13 protein-coding genes are annotated in these 17,591 nt (G+C 57.3%); 5 read left to right on the forward strand and 8 right to left on the reverse strand.

The window, feature by feature from the left end:
* Nucleotides 1–121 precede the first annotated feature (121 nt).
* The 3 genes from ACIP1X_RS09990 (at nt 122) to ACIP1X_RS10000 (ending at nt 4,397) form a co-directional block, all read left to right on the forward strand.
* Nucleotides 122–1,513 carry a GntP family permease gene (locus ACIP1X_RS09990; protein WP_400751564.1) on the forward strand — a complete coding sequence of 464 codons (1,392 nt, stop codon included), beginning with the start codon at nt 122–124 and terminating at the stop codon, nt 1,511–1,513.
* Between the two features lie 7 nt (nt 1,514–1,520).
* The gene (gene hbdH / locus ACIP1X_RS09995) at nt 1,521–2,294 is read left to right on the forward strand and encodes a 3-hydroxybutyrate dehydrogenase (RefSeq protein WP_400751567.1); all 774 of its coding nucleotides are present in this window, start codon (nt 1,521–1,523) and stop codon (nt 2,292–2,294) included.
* Between the two features lie 147 nt (nt 2,295–2,441).
* Complete coding sequence (locus tag ACIP1X_RS10000) at nt 2,442–4,397, forward strand: acetoacetate--CoA ligase (protein WP_400751569.1); 1,956 nt, start codon at nt 2,442–2,444, stop codon at nt 4,395–4,397.
* A 50-nt stretch (nt 4,398–4,447) separates the two neighbouring features.
* On the opposite strand, the gene ACIP1X_RS10005 is transcribed toward ACIP1X_RS10000, so the two are convergent.
* Together ACIP1X_RS10005 and ACIP1X_RS10010 are read right to left on the reverse strand one after the other, a co-directional pair.
* On the reverse strand, nt 4,448–8,149 hold the full coding sequence (locus ACIP1X_RS10005) for a hypothetical protein (RefSeq protein WP_400751572.1): 3,702 nt from the start codon (nt 8,147–8,149) through the stop codon (nt 4,448–4,450).
* Nucleotides 8,150–8,260: 111 nt separating this feature from the next.
* Nucleotides 8,261–9,367 carry a PilT/PilU family type 4a pilus ATPase gene (locus ACIP1X_RS10010; RefSeq protein ID WP_400751574.1) on the reverse strand — a complete coding sequence of 369 codons (1,107 nt, stop codon included), beginning with the start codon at nt 9,365–9,367 and terminating at the stop codon, nt 8,261–8,263.
* A gap of 129 nt (nt 9,368–9,496) precedes the next feature.
* Here ACIP1X_RS10010 and ACIP1X_RS10015 point away from each other — a divergent pair, with 129 nt between their 5' ends.
* Both ACIP1X_RS10015 and ACIP1X_RS10020 read left to right on the forward strand, forming a co-directional pair.
* Nucleotides 9,497–12,034, forward strand: coding sequence for a PAS domain S-box protein (locus ACIP1X_RS10015; protein WP_400751576.1), 2,538 nt, complete (start codon nt 9,497–9,499; stop codon nt 12,032–12,034).
* Nucleotides 12,035–12,085: 51 nt separating this feature from the next.
* Nucleotides 12,086–12,361 carry a peptidylprolyl isomerase gene (locus tag ACIP1X_RS10020; RefSeq protein WP_007912322.1) on the forward strand — a complete coding sequence of 92 codons (276 nt, stop codon included), beginning with the start codon at nt 12,086–12,088 and terminating at the stop codon, nt 12,359–12,361.
* 103 nt (nt 12,362–12,464) lie between these two features.
* On the opposite strand, the gene ACIP1X_RS10025 is transcribed toward ACIP1X_RS10020, so the two are convergent.
* From ACIP1X_RS10025 to ACIP1X_RS10050, 6 genes are all read right to left on the reverse strand, one after another.
* Nucleotides 12,465–13,400 carry a sugar kinase gene (locus ACIP1X_RS10025; protein ID WP_400751578.1) on the reverse strand — a complete coding sequence of 312 codons (936 nt, stop codon included), beginning with the start codon at nt 13,398–13,400 and terminating at the stop codon, nt 12,465–12,467.
* 134 nt (nt 13,401–13,534) lie between these two features.
* Entirely contained in the window at nt 13,535–14,749 is a 1,215-nt protein-coding gene (locus tag ACIP1X_RS10030; RefSeq protein ID WP_400751580.1) for an amino acid deaminase, read from the reverse strand.
* 39 nt (nt 14,750–14,788) lie between these two features.
* The gene (locus ACIP1X_RS10035) at nt 14,789–15,553 is read right to left on the reverse strand and encodes an IclR family transcriptional regulator (RefSeq protein ID WP_400751583.1); all 765 of its coding nucleotides are present in this window, start codon (nt 15,551–15,553) and stop codon (nt 14,789–14,791) included.
* Between the two features lie 158 nt (nt 15,554–15,711).
* A complete protein-coding gene (locus ACIP1X_RS10040; RefSeq protein WP_007912330.1) occupies nt 15,712–16,101 on the reverse strand; it encodes a RidA family protein in 390 nt (129 codons plus the stop codon).
* A 31-nt stretch (nt 16,102–16,132) separates the two neighbouring features.
* Nucleotides 16,133–16,930: an amino acid ABC transporter ATP-binding protein gene (locus ACIP1X_RS10045; RefSeq protein ID WP_159812388.1), complete on the reverse strand. Its 798-nt coding sequence runs from the start codon at nt 16,928–16,930 to the stop codon at nt 16,133–16,135.
* Entirely contained in the window at nt 16,927–17,589 is a 663-nt protein-coding gene (locus ACIP1X_RS10050; RefSeq protein ID WP_400751586.1) for an amino acid ABC transporter permease, read from the reverse strand. Before ACIP1X_RS10050 ends, ACIP1X_RS10045 begins: the two co-directional genes overlap by 4 nt.
* Nucleotides 17,590–17,591 lie beyond the last annotated feature (2 nt).

Genomic DNA, 17,591 nt, shown 5'->3' on the forward strand with positions numbered 1-17,591 from the left:
TCGCGCCAATTACTACGACAAACCCATATATATCAATAACTTAAACACCTGGCACAAATCTGGCTATATCCTCTCCCACACCGCACCACCCACAAAAATAACAACTCCGGAGAGACACACCATGAGTGTGATCATTGCCTTGGCAGCCCTCGCGCTGCTGATGCTCGCCGCTTACCGTGGCTACAGCGTTATCCTTTTTGCCCCGATCGCCGCACTCGGCGCCGTCCTGCTCACCGACCCGTCCGCCGTCGCTCCTGCGTTCACCGGGGTGTTCATGGAAAAAATGGTCGGGTTCATCAAACTCTATTTCCCTGTATTTCTGCTTGGCGCCGTTTTCGGCAAGCTGATCGAACTCTCGGGGTTCTCGCGCTCGATCGTCGCCGCCGCGATCAAGTTCCTCGGCACCAAACAGGCGATGCTGGTCATCGTGCTGGTCTGCGCCCTGCTCACTTACGGCGGCGTTTCGCTGTTCGTGGTGGTGTTTGCCGTCTACCCGTTTGCGGCGGAGATGTTCCGCCAGAGCAATATTCCCAAACGGCTGATTCCGGCGACCATTGCCCTCGGCGCATTTTCCTTCACCATGGACGCCCTGCCCGGCACCCCGCAAATCCAGAACATAATCCCCAGCACCTTCTTCAACACCACCGCGTGGGCCGCGCCCTGGCTGGGTCTGATCGGTACGATTTTCGTGTTCTGCGCCGGCATGCTGTTTCTGCAGCGTCAGCGCAACAAGGCGCAACGGGCTGGTGAAGGTTACGGCACCGAACTGCGTAACGAACCGGAGACTGCTGAGGATCTGAAGCTTCCTAATCCGTGGATCGCGCTGTCGCCGCTACTCGCGGTGGGCATTATGAACCTGCTGTTCACCCAGTGGATTCCGCAGTGGTACGGCAAAACCCACAGTCTCGCGTTGCCGGGGATGGCCACGCCAGTCACCACTGAAATCGCCAAATTGACGGCGATCTGGGCGGTTCAGGCGGCATTGTTGGTGGGCATTCTGATGGTGCTCGCCTTCGGCTTTAAAGCGATTCGCAGCAAACTTGCCGAAGGCAGCAAAAGTGCGGTCAGCGGTGCGTTACTGGCGGCGATGAACACTGCTTCGGAATACGGCTTTGGTGCGGTGATCGCGTCCCTGCCTGGTTTTCTGGTGCTGGCAGACTGGCTCAAAGGCATTCCCAATCCGCTGGTCAATGAAGCGATTACCGTGACCCTGCTGGCCGGCATCACCGGCTCCGCCTCGGGCGGCATGAGCATTGCGCTGGCGGCGATGTCCGAGCAATTTATCGCAGCGGCGCATGCGGCGAATATTCCGCTGGAAGTGCTGCACCGCGTGGCCGCGATGGCCAGTGGCGGCATGGACACCCTGCCGCACAACGGCGCGGTAATCACGCTGCTCGCGGTCACCGGCCTGACCCACCGTGAAGCCTATAAAGACATTTTCTGTATTACGCTGATCAAGACCCTCGCGGTTTTCGTAGTGATCGGCACTTTCTACGCCACTGGCATTGTGTGAGGTATTCATGACCACTCTTACGGGCAAGACCGCACTGGTTACCGGTTCCACCAGCGGCATCGGTCTGGGCATCGCGCTGAGCCTGGCCAAGGCCGGCGCCAATCTGATTCTCAACGGTTTCGGTGATGCCTCCGCCGTGATTGCCGAAGTCGGCCAGTTCGGCGGCAAGGTCGGCCATCACCCCGCCGATGTCAGCGACCCGGCGCAGATCGCCGACATGATCGCCTACGCCGAGCGCGAGTTCGGTGGCGTGGACATTCTGGTCAACAATGCCGGCATCCAGCATGTCGCGGCGGTAGAAGAGTTTCCGGTGGAGCGCTGGGATTCGATTATTGCGATCAATCTGTCGTCGGTATTTCACAGCACTCGCCTGAGCTTGCCGGGCATGCGCACCAAGGGTTGGGGCCGGATCATCAACATTGCGTCCGTGCACGGCCAAGTCGGCTCGACGGGCAAAGCGGCGTATGTTGCGGCCAAGCATGGCGTGATTGGTTTGACCAAAGTGGTCGGCCTGGAAACCGCGACCAGTAACGTCACCTGCAACGCGATCTGCCCGGGCTGGGTGTTGACGCCGCTGGTGCAGAAGCAGATCGATGATCGCGCGGCCAAGGGTGTTGAACCGCAGCAAGCACAGCACGATTTGCTGGCCGAAAAGCAACCGTCGCTGGAGTTTGTGACGCCGCAGCATCTGGGTGAGTTGGTGCTGTTTTTGTGCAGTGAGGCAGGCAGCCAAGTACGTGGGGCGGCTTGGAATATTGATGGTGGCTGGCTAGCGCAGTGACCCTGTAGGAGTGAGCCTGCTCGCGATGGCAGTGTCTCAGTCGACAAATGTGTGACTGCGATTGAGCCATCGCGAGCAGGCTCACTCTTACAGTTAGCGGTCTATTACCTGAACATCGTTTGCGAACACCAAAACAAGAGGCAATCCATGTCCGACATCCTCTGGGAACCCGATGCCACCCGTATTGCCCAATCGCGGATGGACACCTTCCGCCGCTCGATCAATCAGCGTCATGGCTTGAACCTCGACAGCTACGCCGACCTGCACCAATGGAGCGTCGAGCTGCGCGCAGAATTCTGGCAAGCCATCGTTGATTTCTTCGATATCCGCTTCCATACGCAACCTGATGCGGTGCTGCGTGAAGGCGCAAAAATGCCCGGCGCGGAATGGTTTCCGGGCGCCACATTGAATTTCGCCGAGCACCTGCTGCGCCGTCGCGACGATGCCGTCGCCGTTGTTGCGGTGGCTGAAAATGGCCAGCGTGAACAACTGACGTGGGCCGAACTGGCGCAACAGGTCGCCGGATTTCAAGCCAGCCTGCAAGCCGTCGGGGTGGTCAGTGGCGATCGTGTTGCCGCGTGTATGCCCAACACCTGGCAGACGCTGGTGGCGATGTTGGCCACCACCAGTCTCGGTGCCATCTGGTCGTGCTCGTCGCCCGATTTCGGTACCCATGGCGTGATTGATCGTTTCGGGCAGATTGAACCGAAAGTATTGATCACCTGCGCGGGCTACCGATATGCCGGTAACGAAATCGACCAGACCTCCAAGCTCAATGAAATCCTCGAACAGTTGCCGACGTTGCAACAGTTGATTGTCGTACCGTACGCTCGGCCACATGCCCGCGCCGAGGATTACCATACGTTGGCAAACGTCACGCTATGGGATGAGTTTTACGTGACTGGCGGCGCGCCGTTTTTTATACCGGTGCCTTTCGCCCATCCGCTCTACGTGTTGTATTCCAGCGGCACCACCGGTGTGCCGAAATGCATCATCCACGGTACCGGCGGCGTTTTACTGCAACACGTTAAAGAACATGGCCTGCACGTCGATCTAGGTTCCGGCGACCGTTTGTTCTACTACACGACCTGCGGCTGGATGATGTGGAACTGGCTGGTGTCCGCGCTGGCGGTCGGCAGCGCGGTGGTGTTGTACGACGGTTCACCGTTTCATCCCGACAACGAACGCTTGCTGGATCTGATCGACGATGAGCGCATCAGCGTGTTCGGCACCAGCCCGAAATTTCTTGCCACGCTGGAAAGCAGCGGCATTAAACCCCGCGAAAGTCATGACTTGAGCAGCCTGAAAACGCTGCTGTGTACCGGCTCGGCGTTGGCGCCACGTAGTTACGACTTCGTCTACCGTGACGTCAAAGCCGATGTGTGCCTGAGTTCGATGTCCGGTGGCACCGACATCGTTTCATGCTTCGTCAACGGCAATCCCATGTCACCGGTGCGCCGTGGCGAAATGATGGGCAAAAGTCTGGGGATGGCGGTCGAGGTGTGGAATGACGATGGCCAAGCGGTGATCGGTGAAAAAGGTGAGCTGGTGTGTACCCGGCATTTCCCGGCGATGCCCATTGGTCTGTGGAATGATGCGAATGGCGAAAAGCTCCGGCAATCGTATTTTGAGCTGTTTCCCGGCGTGTGGGCACAGGGCGATTACGCCGAAGAACTGGCCCATGGCGCGATGCTGATTCACGGCCGCTCCGACGCCGTGCTCAATCCTGGCGGCGTGCGTATCGGCACGGCCGAGATCTACCGTCAGGTGGAGAAAGTCGCGCAAGTACTCGACAGCGTGGTCATCGGCCAGCAATGGCAGGACGATGTTCGCGTGGTGTTGTTTGTCCGGTTGCAGGATGGCGCTGCCCTTGATGAGGCATTACAACGGCAGATCCGCGAAGTCATTCGTGGCAACACTACGCCTCGGCATGTACCGGCAAAAATCATCGCCGTCACCGACATTCCCCGCACCATCAGCGGCAAGATTGTCGAGTTGGCCGTGCGGAACGTCGTGCACGGCCGACCGGTGAAAAATACTGACGCTCTGGCCAATCCCGAAGCACTTGCGCAGTTTCGCAATTGCCCGGAATTGGCCGACTGACATTCGACAGATCAATCTTCCACCGCTGCACTGCAGCGGCTTGGGTTGATTCAATCGATGTTCAGGTTTATCAGCACTGGGGTATCAATGGCCCGACCTTCGTATTTGCCGATCGCCTCAACCATGAGGTAAAGATTGTCTTTGGCCTGCGCTTCATGGGTGACGAGTTGGCTGAGCAGTGCAGTCGCCACGGCATAGGAGTCAGCGTTGGACACGGCGCGCCGTTTATCAAAGTAACTACTCGAATCGGGGCTTTTTATCAGGAAACCCTTTGCGAGATTCAGCAAGGGGGCGACATCGACTGTTTGCTGATTCGAAGCGCCGGTCAATGCCCAGGCGGCATCGGGCATGGTCAGTTCTGTTTTGAACATTTCGTGTATCAGATCATCGGCTACTTCGCCGAAACGTGACTTGGCCGAATTGAATCGCTCGACCAGATTCTGTGTATCGACCGTGAAGAACGGTTGATTCATTGGCCGATCAGCGCCCTTCCACTTTCGATAATCATCGCGACTCAACTCAATGATGCTTCTGCCGGTGGCGTCGTTTTTCAGAATGAAGTTCTCAACCACCGTAACGCCGAACTCAAGTTTGGCGGCTTGCAGAACAAACTCCATTTTCTCCCGTGTTTTTCCCGAACCACCTAAAAGCAGATTGATCGTGAGTTCGGTTTCTCGATTGAAGTAAGGCATGGCCAATGCCTTGAGCGCTTGGTCGACCTTGCGATTGGCAACCGGCAAACTTCGCTGAATGATCTGCCGCGCAAATCCTTTCGGCAGTGAATGGCGTAGTTTAGGCAGTGCGCGCATCTGTGTGACTGCAAAATCCGCCAGGCGCTTGCCCCAGGCTCTGCCGGACTGATTTATCGCGTACCAGCCACGGGATTGGCGAACCGCGCAAACGCTCATTGTTTGCGAACCGCCCACAATCGGTCGCCACGTTCCCACGCAAAAATCGGCCCTGCTGGACGCCTGAATCAAATCCACAGATCGGGCTTTACCGGTCAAGCGCCGCATTTGAAAAGTTGCACCTTCCACTAACCTCAGGCCAGACGTTCCAAGACGCTGAGTGCCCTTTAGAGCGAATCTCATGCCTTTGTATGCCGCTGTGGGCAGACCATCGATCGGGTTAAAGAGCGAGATCGTCAATTGCAACGCAAGTCTCGCAAACCTGGCAATTTTCAAACTTAGAGGCACAACTTTGGCACTGATGTGCATGACTTTCCCTGGAGCCCCCATAAACACCGCGATAACGCCAACAAGATCAAGTCCGCACCCCCAAAGACCCTCCTCAAGCTTGTCTTTTTCACCCGAATTAATATCTTCGATACATTTTTTGAACGGAATGGCTAAGTCGATAATATACGCCAGCGCTTTCTCACTTTTATCCTGCACTTGCTCTCGCTCAGTAAGCTCGGTCGCCGCGATGCCAATCTCGGTGACAGTGGCTATCGGATGGTGGCGGGTGAGAAACTCCGCAATTTCATTAATGTGCGGATTGATAAAACTTTGAAAAGCGCTGGTTTTGTCCCTCCCCGGATCAGCAGGCGCCGCCAGCACACCTAACTTATTGAGCACCGTATCGATATATGGCTTGGCCACCGGGGCTGTGCCGTTAGTATAACTATCAAAATCGAGTGGATAGTTATAAGCACCAAAGGCTGGCAGGTAGGCCTTCAAATCGCCTTTGAAGTCTATGCGTGACTCAATATCCATCATCCCCGTGCGCGAAATCAGGTTGCCTAATTGTTCATTCAGGCGGCAGGCGCCTTTTAGATAAAACATTTCATAGCAAAGAAATTCGCCGTCACCAAACGGCGCACACAGGATGACGGCATAACGTCCCGTCGCCTCATCTCTTTTGATCTGCTTCTCCATCCATTTGGGTTTGCCAACATTGCCGCCAATCAGACCATTACTGTTTTCATATACCTTTTCACTGACAGACGTTCGTACCGTAAAAAAGGTAATTTCATGCGTTGCAAAAATGTTTCGATGCGCTATCGACATTTTCGATATGGCCAGCTTTATATTACTGATCATCGCTTCACGCAGATTGCTTTCATACGCCCTGACGGCGCGCTCAAATATAGGCTGATTGGGTTCGAGCCACTTCAGGTCCGGATACGTATCGTAGAGGCTGCCGGCCTCGCGCCAATCCCATTCCCTGCCCGTTAACTCGCCTTCAATATGCAGATCGAGTATCGACATCTGATAGGACGACGAAAACTTATCGGTTTCGTGCCGCAGCACTTTGTTGTCCAGAAAATAACAACCGGGCGCGGCTTTTTCCAATGCGGCCAACGCGAGCTTGCGCCGACTCGGCAACGGCGTGGAGAACGTTCTGGCCGTGTGCGTCAGTCCTTGCGTAAAATCTTCGTAAGAGGATAAAGCACGCTGCTGTGCGTCTTCGGGGAACTCTTGCAGTTCATCAGCATTGATAACCTCGTTGATCAAAGCCCAGTCAAATATCGAATCCATCGCAGCGATGCCCTGCAACTGGCCGAATTGCTGACTGATGGCGTCCATGTCGGAAAACATCATCACTTGTTCATAGGTCATGAACCGCGACGCGCCCTTGCAGTAGATTTCTATTAGCGCAACCGCCTGCACAAATGACAACCACGTAATCGACCCTACGGCCAGGCCGCGCGGAAGATACTTAACTACAAAGCCTGGAGCAATAAAGCCCAGCAGAAGATGTGCCGCCACCGGGCTCAACTCTTGAGAAACCCGCCCGTTTTTTACCAGGTAATCTTCAAGCCCTTCGCGTACAAGCTGCATTGGCTGATCGGCAGCAACGTCAGGGGCATAAAGATCATAAGTGCCAACGTGATTTCGCCGTTCGTGATTGCCGAGTAAAGGATCCAGATCAATCAGAATGACCGTTACAAGCATTTGCGCGAGATCGGCGTCGTGCAGTGTTTCGTCGTCGGCCGAGCCGTACCAGCCCAGACCATCGATGTATCGTTTCGCCAGTGCTTTGGAGTATGGCTGGTTCAATACAGCGGTGAGGACTTCATTCGCACTGTCTTCATCAATGTGCATCGGCGGGTTAGGTGGACCATTGCGGTATAAGGCTTGCAGTACCCCCTCACCGTCCGGAAAGAACCGCCCTGTCAATTCGCGAATGTGCGCATATTGCTCAGTCGTTAATACAACGGAATGTTGATCGGCCCCCGTTATTTGTTGCCAGTAGTTATCCAAGCCATCGCTAGCAGGCCACTCCCATTCCAAAAAGAACAACACTTTTTTTGCTTGCTCGACCGTTTCCGGAACAGTAAGTCCATGAAAACGCAACCAACAGTCGTAGGTTGTTACTGGGCCGAGGTTGACTTCACCGCCGATCTCTTTGACCAGTTCAGCAATCGCCGCAAGGCGTTCAGACAACACTGGATCAGTCGCGAGAATAGCCGTCAAATCAATACTATCGTTGGGCCCCACAGCCTGAAGATGCCCCTCAGATGAACATGCAACACGATAATACTGCACAGGATAATTAAACTTGTCAGCAAGCAGCTCCGAAGTCGCTATCTCGGCCAGCATCTTGCTGACGGGAGTATGTACATAGTCAAAAGACGACCCCGATGTCAGCGGCATTGCCGAAGCCGTCAACGTAACAGATTGCTGATCATCTTTCCCTTCAATGATCTGCTTGTACGCCTGAATGATTAAGCGTCGCTCTTTCTCATCGGCCTCCGCGCACGACAAAAAATCCGTTGCTGCACCTTCCTTGTTAAATCTTACTTCCATGTTGACCTCTGACTTCTGAAAAAAAATTCAATCGAAGCCAATCCTACTTAAATTCGCAAAGCATTCCAGTGAGTTTAATTTAAATGAAGTTTCAGACCTCGCCCAATACCTTCAAACCAGCCCCCAGGTTTCAGGTGGAGACTTGTCCGCCGCCAACGAATCAACATGCAACTTTATCTTCAGCCTTAAATTGTTATTTGAATCCGCAGACTGCAGTGCTTCCGGTTCGCTGATAACGCCCTCTACTACGAGTTGATAAAGTGCCCGATCAAACGTTTGCATTCCTGACTCAAAGGATCTTTCCATCACATCTTTAAGTTCGTCAAGTTCATTGCGTCGAATCAGATCAGCGACCGTCGGCGTGCCAATCATTACTTCTACCGCCGCCCGTCGCTGCCCCTCTAACGTATTCACCAAACGCTGCGAAACCGACGCCTTCAGATTATTTGCCAGCGCTTGTAATAGTTGCGGCCTGCGCTCTTCGGGAAACATGTTCAGAATCCGCTCCAGCGCCTGATTGGCGTTGTGCGCATGCAACGTCGACAGCACAAGATGCCCGGTCTCGGCGAACGCCAGCGCATGCTCCATGGTTTCGCGATCACGTATTTCGCCGATGAGCACGACATCCGGGGCCTGACGCAGGGTGTTTTTCAGTGCTGCATGGAAACTGCGAGTATCGACCCCGACTTCCCGCTGGTTGATGATCGAGCGTTGGTGGCGGTGGATGTACTCGATCGGGTCCTCAATGGTGACGATATGCCCGGTGCTGTGACGGTTTCGGTGATCAATCAGCGCCGCAAGCGTGGTGGATTTTCCAGAGTCGGTCGCCCCGACAATCAATATCAGGCCTTGTTTGAGCATCACCGTCTCGAGTAACACCGCCGGTAACTTCAGATCTTCAAAGCGTGGAATGTCCAGCTTCACGTTTCGGATAACCAGCGATACGTCGTTACGCTGTTTAAAGATGTTCACCCGGAAGCGTCCGACGCCGGTACGCGAGATCGCCAGGTTCATTTCCAGATCCCGTTCGAACTCGCGGCGCTGCTCGGCGTCCATCAAAGAGGTGGCGATGGCAGCCACTTCACCGGGTTTGAACGGCTGATCGCTCAACGCGGTCAGTACGCCGTCGAAACGTGCGCTGGGTGGCGCGCCCGTCGACAGAAACAGATCCGAGCCGTGTTTGCTGGCCAGTTGAGTTAACAGTGCATCGATTTCCATGGCAAAAAACACCCGCGAAGCATTGAATGATCGAAATGAGCCGCCGCGTGACGCGCCCGGCCCCATAGCGTCTACCGTTCTGCAAGCATAGTAGACGCCGCCTCACCGACCGAACCTCAGGATCCAACGATGAACGCTGTACCGAACACTGATGACGCCCAGGCTCTGATCGCCCGCACCGACTGGAGTCGCAGCCCGTTGGGCGCCGCTGGCACTTGGCCGCAGAGCCTGCGTACTGCGGTGGACATCGTGATTCACTCGCCCATGCCGATGTTGCTGCTGTGGGGCTCGCAACTGACGCAGATCTACAACAACGGCTTCGCGTTGCTCGCCGGCCACAAGCATCCGCACGCTTTCGGACAGCCTGCACACCAGATATGGCCGGAACTTAAGGAATTCACTGACCCGATTTACAGCGCCGTCCTACAAGGCCAGGTGCGCACCTACAGTGAAAGGCGTTTCACCTTGCAGCGCGACGGTCAGGAATCCGACTTCTGGCTCGATCTGACGTACAGCCCTATCCGCGACGAAAATGCGCAGGTCGCCGGGATTCTGGTCACGGCCATCGAAACCAATGAACGTCGACGCATTGCCCTGGAACTGCAGCAACGCTCCGAACAAAGTTTGAAGGCCCAGCAGGAAACCGAAGAACGTCTGCAATTGGCCCTCGCTGCAACCGATGCGGTTGGCACGTGGGATTGGGACATCGGCGAGGATCGCTTTATTGCCGACGCGCATTTCGCGCAGTTGCATGGCGTCGACCCGGTACGTGCCAGTCAGTTGCCGATCAGCGAATACCTGCAAGGCGTGCACCCCGAAGACCGCGCGATGGTTGCCCGCAGCATCAAACATTGCATCACCCACGGCACCGAATACGCCGAGGAATACCGCCTGTTGCAACCCAACGGTGAGTTGCGCTGGGTGTTTGCCCGAGGCCGTTGCTACAAGGATCACCACGGCCGGCCCATGCGTTTTCTTGGCGCTGCGCTGGATCTGACCGAACGCAAACACACCGAACAGGCGCTGCGTCAGAGCCAGACCGAGCTGCAACTGATCATGAACGCGATGCCGATCCTGATCAGCTATGTCGATCAGGAAGAACGTTTTCGCCTGAACAACGCCGCATATCTGGACTGGTACGGCTTAACCCCGCAGGAGCTGTTCGGGCGCACCATTCGTGATGTCATCGGCGAAGAAGCCTATTTCCTGCGGGCGCCGTACATTGCTGAAGCACTGGCCGGCCGGTCGTGCTCGTTCAGCCTGTACACCTCCCATCGCGACGGCAGCACGCGCCACGCGCTGATGAATTACGTGCCGCGTCACGGGCCGGATGGCGCGGTCAACGGTTTCTATATTTTTGTGATTGATGAAACCGAGCGGAAAAAGACCGAAGAAGCGCTGCGCAATCTCAACGAGACACTCGAGGAACGGGTCAGCGCCCGCACAGAGCAATTGGCGCAGGCCAACCAGCGTTTGCAAAACGAGATGTTCGAGCGTGAGCGTGCCGAAGATGCATTGCGTCACGCGCAGAAAATGGAAGCGGTCGGCCAGCTCACCGGCGGTATCGCCCACGACTTCAACAACATGTTGACCGGCATCATCGGCAGTCTCGACCTGATGCAGCGCTACATCGCCAACGGTCGTGCCGACGAGATTGGTCGTTTTACCGAAGCGGCCGTGTCCTCGGCGAATCGAGCGGCAGCGCTGACCCATCGGTTGCTGGCGTTCTCCCGGCGTCAGTCGCTGGATCGCAAGAAACTGGATGTCAACGAACTGGTGCATTCGCTTGAAGACCTGATTCGCCGCACCAAAGGCGATCCGATCGAGCTCGAACTGCGTCTGACCGACAATGCCTGGCCGGTCAGCACCGATGTCAGCCAATTGGAAAACGCCCTGCTCAATCTGGTGATCAACGCTCGCGATGCGATGCCCGAGGGCGGCAAACTGCTGATCGAAACGGCCAACGTTTACCTCGATGGCAGCGACATCACCACGCTGGAACCGGTCAAGGCCGGCGATTACCTGATGCTCGCGGTCAGCGACAACGGCACCGGCATGACGCCATCCGTGCGCTCGAAAGCGTTCGATCCGTTCTTCACCACCAAACCGATTGGTCAAGGCACGGGGTTGGGGCTGTCGATGATTTACGGGTTTGCCCAGCAATCGGGCGGCCATGTCAGCCTCGACAGCGTGCCGGGTCAAGGCACGTGTGTGCGTTTGTATCTGCCGCGACTGAAAACACCCGAACTGCAAGCCGCCGAAGTTGAACCGGTGAGCGTTACGCCCCCCACGGCCAGCGGCGAGACCGTGATGGTGGTCGAGGATGACCCGGCGGTGCGCATGCTGGTGCTCGATCTGTTGAAAGAGTTGGGTTATCGCGGGTATGAAGCGCAAGACGCGACGTCCGCCCTGCCCTTGCTGGAATCCGACTCGCGCATTGACCTGCTGGTGACCGATGTCGGCCTGCCGGGCATGAACGGTCGACAACTGGCGGAGATTGCTCGTCAGCATCGCCCCGGTCTAAAGGTGTTGTTCATGACCGGCTACGCGCAAAAAGCCGCCGAGCGTCAGGGCTTTCTTGAGGACGGTATGGACATGGTCGCCAAACCGTTTGCGTTGCAACTGCTGGCCAGCAAGATCCGCACGATGCTCAGCCAAACTCCGTGACTTGAGGCATAATCCGCGCCCCGCCGTCACCCCGTTATCAGGTACCGCACGATGAAAGCCCAAGCCCGCCACATTCTGGTGAAAACCGCCGAAGAGGCCGAACAGCTCAAACAACGCATCGCCAAGGGTGAAGCGTTTGATGTGCTGGCGAAAAAATTCTCGACCTGCCCGTCCGGCAAGCGCGGCGGGGATCTGGGGGAAGTACGGCCGGGGCAGATGGTCGGCGCGATTGATGCGGTGATCTTCAAGAAGCCGCTGCGCACGGTGCATGGGCCGATCAAGAGCAAGTTCGGGTATCACTTGGTGCAGGTTTTTTACCGCGATTGATCAACTCCCGTAGGAGCTGCCGAAGGCTGCGATGTGTTGATCTTGCTTGCCAGTCAAAAATCAAAAGATCGCAGCCTTCGGCAGCTCCTATAGGGGATGTGTTTCAGTCTTTGGGAATCAGTGCACCTGGAACTTGAATGACTCGGCTGGCCAATTGATGCCCGGCCCGCGCGGCCTCTTCAGGACTGTCGCCCATCAACCGCGCCGCCAGATACGCCGCACTGAACGAATCCCCCGCCGCCGTCGTATCCACGACTTTCTCGACTTTTTGCGCAGGCACTTCAAACACCTCGCCCTCGCAGCGAATCAGGCACGCCTCAGCGCCCCGTTTGAGCACCACTTCCGGCGTACCGATTTGCGCGTACGTGGCGAACACCTCATCGCAATCAGCAAAACCAAACAGCGCCTGTTCGTCATCCACCGTCAGCAAGGCCAGGTCAACGTACGGCAGGACACTGCGATACGCCGCGCGTGCAGCGTCCACCGACGCCCATAAACGTGGACGGTAGTTGTTGTCGAAAACGATCCGCGCATCACGTTGGCGGGCTTCGATCAGAGTCTGGATGAGTTTCTCGCGCCCTTGCGCACCGAGCACGGCCAGGGTGATGCCGCTGAAATACAACACGTCGTAATCCGGCAGCGCGGCCAGAATCGGCTCGGCGGCCGGCGTGGTGAAGCAATCGCGGACGGCCGCTTCGTTGCGCCAGTAGAGGAAACGGCGTTCGCCATTGGCGTCGGTCTGGATGCAATACAGGCCCGGCAGGCGACCTGGCAGGCGTTGCACCATGCCCAGACCAATGCCTTCGTCCGTCCAGATCTGGCACATGGCGTCGCTGAAGCTGTCATCGCCGAGCGCGGTGACGTAGTCGACTTGCGCTTTGTCGCCCAGGGCTCGGGACAGGTAGACAGCGGTGTTCAAGGTGTCGCCGCCGAAGCTTTGCTGGAGGCTGCCGTCGGCGCGCTGCTGGAGCTCGATCATGCATTCGCCGATCAGGGCGATGCGTGGGGTGTTGGGGCCCAATGGGCTTAGGGTGTTCATGTTGGCGGTGTCTCTGGTCGTTCGATGGTGTTTGGGCGGGCCTCTTCGCGAGCAAGCCCGCTCCCACGGTTTGAATGCATTCCAAAAAGTGGGAGCGAGCCTGCTCGCGAATGGCCGCGACGCGGTCTTGAGCCTTAGAAACAGGTCTCCATGCTCTCGATCACCGTCAACTGCTCATCCACCAGCAAACCGGTGCGCCACTTGTCGAACGTCAGGCACGGGTGCGAGGTGCCGAAAGAAATGATGTCGCCGACGCGCAGTTCAACGCCTGGCGCTACGGTCATGAAGGCGTGCTGATCCATCACCGCCGTCACCTTGCACGCACCGACATCATCGCCCACCGCTGGTACAACTCCAGCCTTGTAACGCAACAACGGCACCGGCAAACCGGCGTCATAAGCCACATCACGCTTGCCCAGCGCGATCACCGCAAACCCCGGCTCCGGCAGCGATTGTACGTGTGCCCAGACTTCCAGCGCGGGACGCAAACCTTCGTGCAGATCACTGCGACGATCGAGCACGCAGCACTGCGCTTCTTTATAGATGCCGTGGTCATGCGCGACGTAACTGCCCGGGCGCAACACGCTGAGGAAACGTCCGGCAGCGTTCTGCGCTTCGAACGACTCAGCGATCAAGTCGTACCACGCCGAACCCGAGGCAGTGATGATCGGCTGCGGAATCGCGAACGCGCCGCTGTCCTGTAACTGCACTGCCAGGCGCACCAGCGACGCGGCGAACTCACGAATGCCGCTGACCGCGTGATCACCGTGAATCACCCCTTCGTAACCTTCAATGCCGGTCAGGGCCAGTGCCGGTTGTGCATTGATCGCCTTGGCCAGCTCGATCACTTCCTGCTCGCTGCGGCAGCCGCAACGGCCACCGACCACGCCGTACTCAATCATCACGTTCAGCTTCACGCCGCGCGAGGCGAAGTAGGCGCCGAGATCGGCGACGTTGTCCGGGTGATCGACCATGCAGTAGAAATCGAACGACGGATCGGTCAGCAGATCGGCAATCAACGCCATGTTTGGCGTGCCGACCAACTGGTTGGCCATCAGCACCCGGCGCACGCCGTGGGTGTAAGCGGCGCGGGTCTGGGTCGCGCTGGCGAGGGTAATGCCCCATGCGCCGGCGTCCAGCTGACGCTTGAACAGCGCCGGGGTCATGCTGGTTTTGCCGTGGGGCGCGAGTTCGGCGCCGCTGTCGCTGACGAATTTCTGCATCCAGCGAATGTTGTGTTCCAGCGCTTCGCGGTGCAGCACCAGCGCGGGCAGGCTGACGTCACGCGCCAGATGGGCACCGATGGCCGCATCACCTTTATCTACAGCAGAATTGATGACAGTCGTCATGGTCGAACTCCTCACATTCGCGGCTGCAGGCAGCCGCGTTTATTCGTTGATTCGTCGGGCGAGGCTGTTAGCGCTCTCGATCAGCACCCGGCGATAGTCGTTGTAATTGTTTTTCGCATCGGCCCGAGGGGCGACGATGCACAGCGTACAAATCGCCACGCCTTGCGCGTCTTTGACGGGCGCGGCGAAACAATGGGTGAAGGTGTCGGCAACGCTGTCGAACGAAAAGAATCCGTCGATGCCGGCCTGACGGATCTGCGCCAGAAACAGCTCGATCGGCAAACGCTCGCCGTCGGGCAGGATGTAATCGTCTTCGTCGATCAGGTCGATGATCTGCTGATCGCTTAAATGCGCGAGCAGCAGACGGCCGGAAGCCGTCCATGGGATGGGCGCGTTTTCGCCGATGTCGGAAGAAATGCGGAAATGTCGCTCACCCTCCTTCATCAATGCCACGGTGTATTTGCGCCCGTTGAGCAGGCACATCTGCGCGGTTTCATGGGTCTGGCTGACGATCTCCTGCAAGGCGTGATCGGCCTCGCGACTGAGGTCGAAATGACGCAAATGCGCCTGGCCGAGGAAGTACAGCTGCCGGCCGAGATAGACGTGACCGTCCTTGCCCACCGGTTCCAGAATCCGTCGCTCGAGTAACGAAGCAACCAGTTCGTAGACCGTGGATTTCGGGCTGCCGATGCCGTTGGCGATGTCATTCGGGCGCAGCGGCTGGCCGATTTCCTTGAGGAAGTCGAGGATATCGAACGCCCGATCCAGACCGCGGGCCCGGCGTTTGATGGTGTCTTCGGTCATTTCAGTGGTTTCCCATTCAAAGTCGCCGGGAGTTTACCGCTAATGATCGTTCCCATGCTCCGCGTGGGAATGAAGCCCCGGACGCTCTGCGTCCCTTGGAACGCGGAGCGTTCCGTGAGGCATTCCCACGCAGAGCGTGGGAACGATCATGGCGTTGATCAGGCCTTCTTCTTGTACGCAATGCAGTCGATCTCGACCTTGCAATCAACCATCATGCTCGCCTGCACACAGGCCCGCGCTGGTGCGTGCTCAGGCTTGAAGTACTCACCAAAGACCTTATTGAAACTGCTGAAATCCCGTGGATCGTCCAGCCACACGCCGGCGCGCACGACATCTTCCAGGCCATAACCGGCCTCTTCGAGAATCGCGATCAGGTTCTTCATGGTCTGGTGAGTCTGCTCGACGATGCCGCCAACAATAATCTCGCCATCCACCGCCGGCACCTGACCGGACACGTGCAGCCAGCCATCGGCTTCAACGGCGCGGGCGAATGGGCGTGGCTGGCCACCAGCGGCGGTGCTGCCGGTGCCGTATCGAGTAATGCTCATGGGTGTTTCTCCTGGTTACAAAAGTGAATATCTAAAACCGCGTGCTTTTCAGAAACTCAGCCAGACGCGGCGATTGCGGGCGTTCGAACAGCTCCTTGGGAGGCCCCTGCTCTTCGATTCGCCCCTGATTCATGAATACGATTTTGTCCGAGACCTCGAAGGCGAAACGCATTTCGTGGGTCACCAACAACATGGTCATGCCGTCCTCGGCCAGGCCCTTGATCACGTTGAGCACTTCGCCGACCAGTTCCGGGTCGAGGGCTGAGGTGACTTCGTCAAACAGCATCAGACTCGGGTTCATCGCAATGGCCCGGGCGATCGCCACACGCTGTTGCTGTCCGCCGGACAACTGGCCGGGAAAGTGATTGCGCCGCTCCAGCAAGCCAACGCGATCAAGCCATTTCTCGGCGAGTACCACGGCTTCGTCCTTATGCATCTTCTTGACTTTGAGCAGGCCAAGGGTGACGTTCTGCAAAGCCGTAAGGTGCGGAAACAGGTTGAATTGCTGGAACGCCATGCCGGTCATCGCACGATGACGAGCGATGACTTTTTCCGCGTGACGCACGCGTTTGCCGTTGCTTTCGTCGTAGCCGATCGATTCGCCGTCGAGCAGGATCTGCCCGCCCTGAAACTCTTCGAGCATGTTCACGCAACGCAGCAACGTGGTTTTGCCCGAGCCGCTGGAGCCGATCAACGTGACCACGTTGCCGCGCTGCATGCTCAGGTCGACACCCTTGAGCACTTCGACCGCGCCGTATTGTTTGTGCAGGCCACGAATATCCAGCAGCGGCTGGCCGTTCTGAAGGTTGGAAACTGGAGCTTCAATCATGGCAAGGCCACCCGCTTTTCAATATGCCGGCCGAGTAACTCGATGCCGTAGTTGATGACGAAGAACAGAAAACCGGCGAACAGGTAAAACTCCAGGGTCATGAACGTCCGGGCAATGACCTGTTGCGTGCTGAGCAGCAACTCAGCGACGCCGATCACCGAGAGCAAGGTCGACGCCTTGACGATTTCCGTGGACGAGTTGACCCAGGTCGGCAGGATCTGCCGCAATGCCTGAGGCAACAATACGTAGGCAAGGGACTGATAAAACGTCAGACCAATCGCCTGGCTCGCTTCCATCTGCCCACGGGGCAACGCTTGCAGTGCACCGCGAACGATTTCGGCAACGTGCGAGCCGCAAAACAGCGTCAGGCCCAACGCACCCGCCTGAAACGCACTGATTTGCCAACCCAGCGCCGGCGCCATATAGAAGCAGGCCAACACCAGCACAAACACCGGCGTACCGCGAATCAGATCGACGTAGAAACGGAATGGTGCGCGCATCCAGAACTTGCCGTAGGTCAGCACCAGACCGGTGACAACGCCGAGTATCGTGCCGAACAAAATCGCCAGCGCCGACACTTGCACACTGGTCAGAAAGCCCTGCAGCAACGTCTCGCGGGCAATCCACAACTCGTTTAACCAACTGGGAGATTCGTACATCG

The organism is Pseudomonas sp. NPDC088885, assembly GCF_044750025.1.
In the GTDB taxonomy this organism is placed as follows: Bacteria; Pseudomonadota; Gammaproteobacteria; order Pseudomonadales; family Pseudomonadaceae; genus Aquipseudomonas; species Aquipseudomonas rustica.

What these genes read in the sequence shown, in the direction of transcription:
- ACIP1X_RS09990 (WP_400751564.1), top strand. Translation starts at nt 122, where the DNA reads ATGAGTGTGATCATTGCCTTGGCAGCCCTCGCGCTGCTGATGCTCGCC.
- hbdH (WP_400751567.1), top strand. Translation starts at nt 1,521, where the DNA reads ATGACCACTCTTACGGGCAAGACCGCACTGGTTACCGGTTCCACCAGC.
- ACIP1X_RS10000 (WP_400751569.1), top strand. Translation starts at nt 2,442, where the DNA reads ATGTCCGACATCCTCTGGGAACCCGATGCCACCCGTATTGCCCAATCG.
- ACIP1X_RS10005 (WP_400751572.1), bottom strand. Translation starts at nt 8,149, where the DNA reads ATGGAAGTAAGATTTAACAAGGAAGGTGCAGCAACGGATTTTTTGTCG.
- ACIP1X_RS10010 (WP_400751574.1), bottom strand. Translation starts at nt 9,367, where the DNA reads ATGGAAATCGATGCACTGTTAACTCAACTGGCCAGCAAACACGGCTCG.
- ACIP1X_RS10015 (WP_400751576.1), top strand. Translation starts at nt 9,497, where the DNA reads ATGAACGCTGTACCGAACACTGATGACGCCCAGGCTCTGATCGCCCGC.
- ACIP1X_RS10020 (WP_007912322.1), top strand. Translation starts at nt 12,086, where the DNA reads ATGAAAGCCCAAGCCCGCCACATTCTGGTGAAAACCGCCGAAGAGGCC.
- ACIP1X_RS10025 (WP_400751578.1), bottom strand. Translation starts at nt 13,400, where the DNA reads ATGAACACCCTAAGCCCATTGGGCCCCAACACCCCACGCATCGCCCTG.
- ACIP1X_RS10030 (WP_400751580.1), bottom strand. Translation starts at nt 14,749, where the DNA reads ATGACGACTGTCATCAATTCTGCTGTAGATAAAGGTGATGCGGCCATC.
- ACIP1X_RS10035 (WP_400751583.1), bottom strand. Translation starts at nt 15,553, where the DNA reads ATGACCGAAGACACCATCAAACGCCGGGCCCGCGGTCTGGATCGGGCG.
- ACIP1X_RS10040 (WP_007912330.1), bottom strand. Translation starts at nt 16,101, where the DNA reads ATGAGCATTACTCGATACGGCACCGGCAGCACCGCCGCTGGTGGCCAG.
- ACIP1X_RS10045 (WP_159812388.1), bottom strand. Translation starts at nt 16,930, where the DNA reads ATGATTGAAGCTCCAGTTTCCAACCTTCAGAACGGCCAGCCGCTGCTG.
- ACIP1X_RS10050 (WP_400751586.1), bottom strand. Translation starts at nt 17,589, where the DNA reads ATGTACGAATCTCCCAGTTGGTTAAACGAGTTGTGGATTGCCCGCGAG.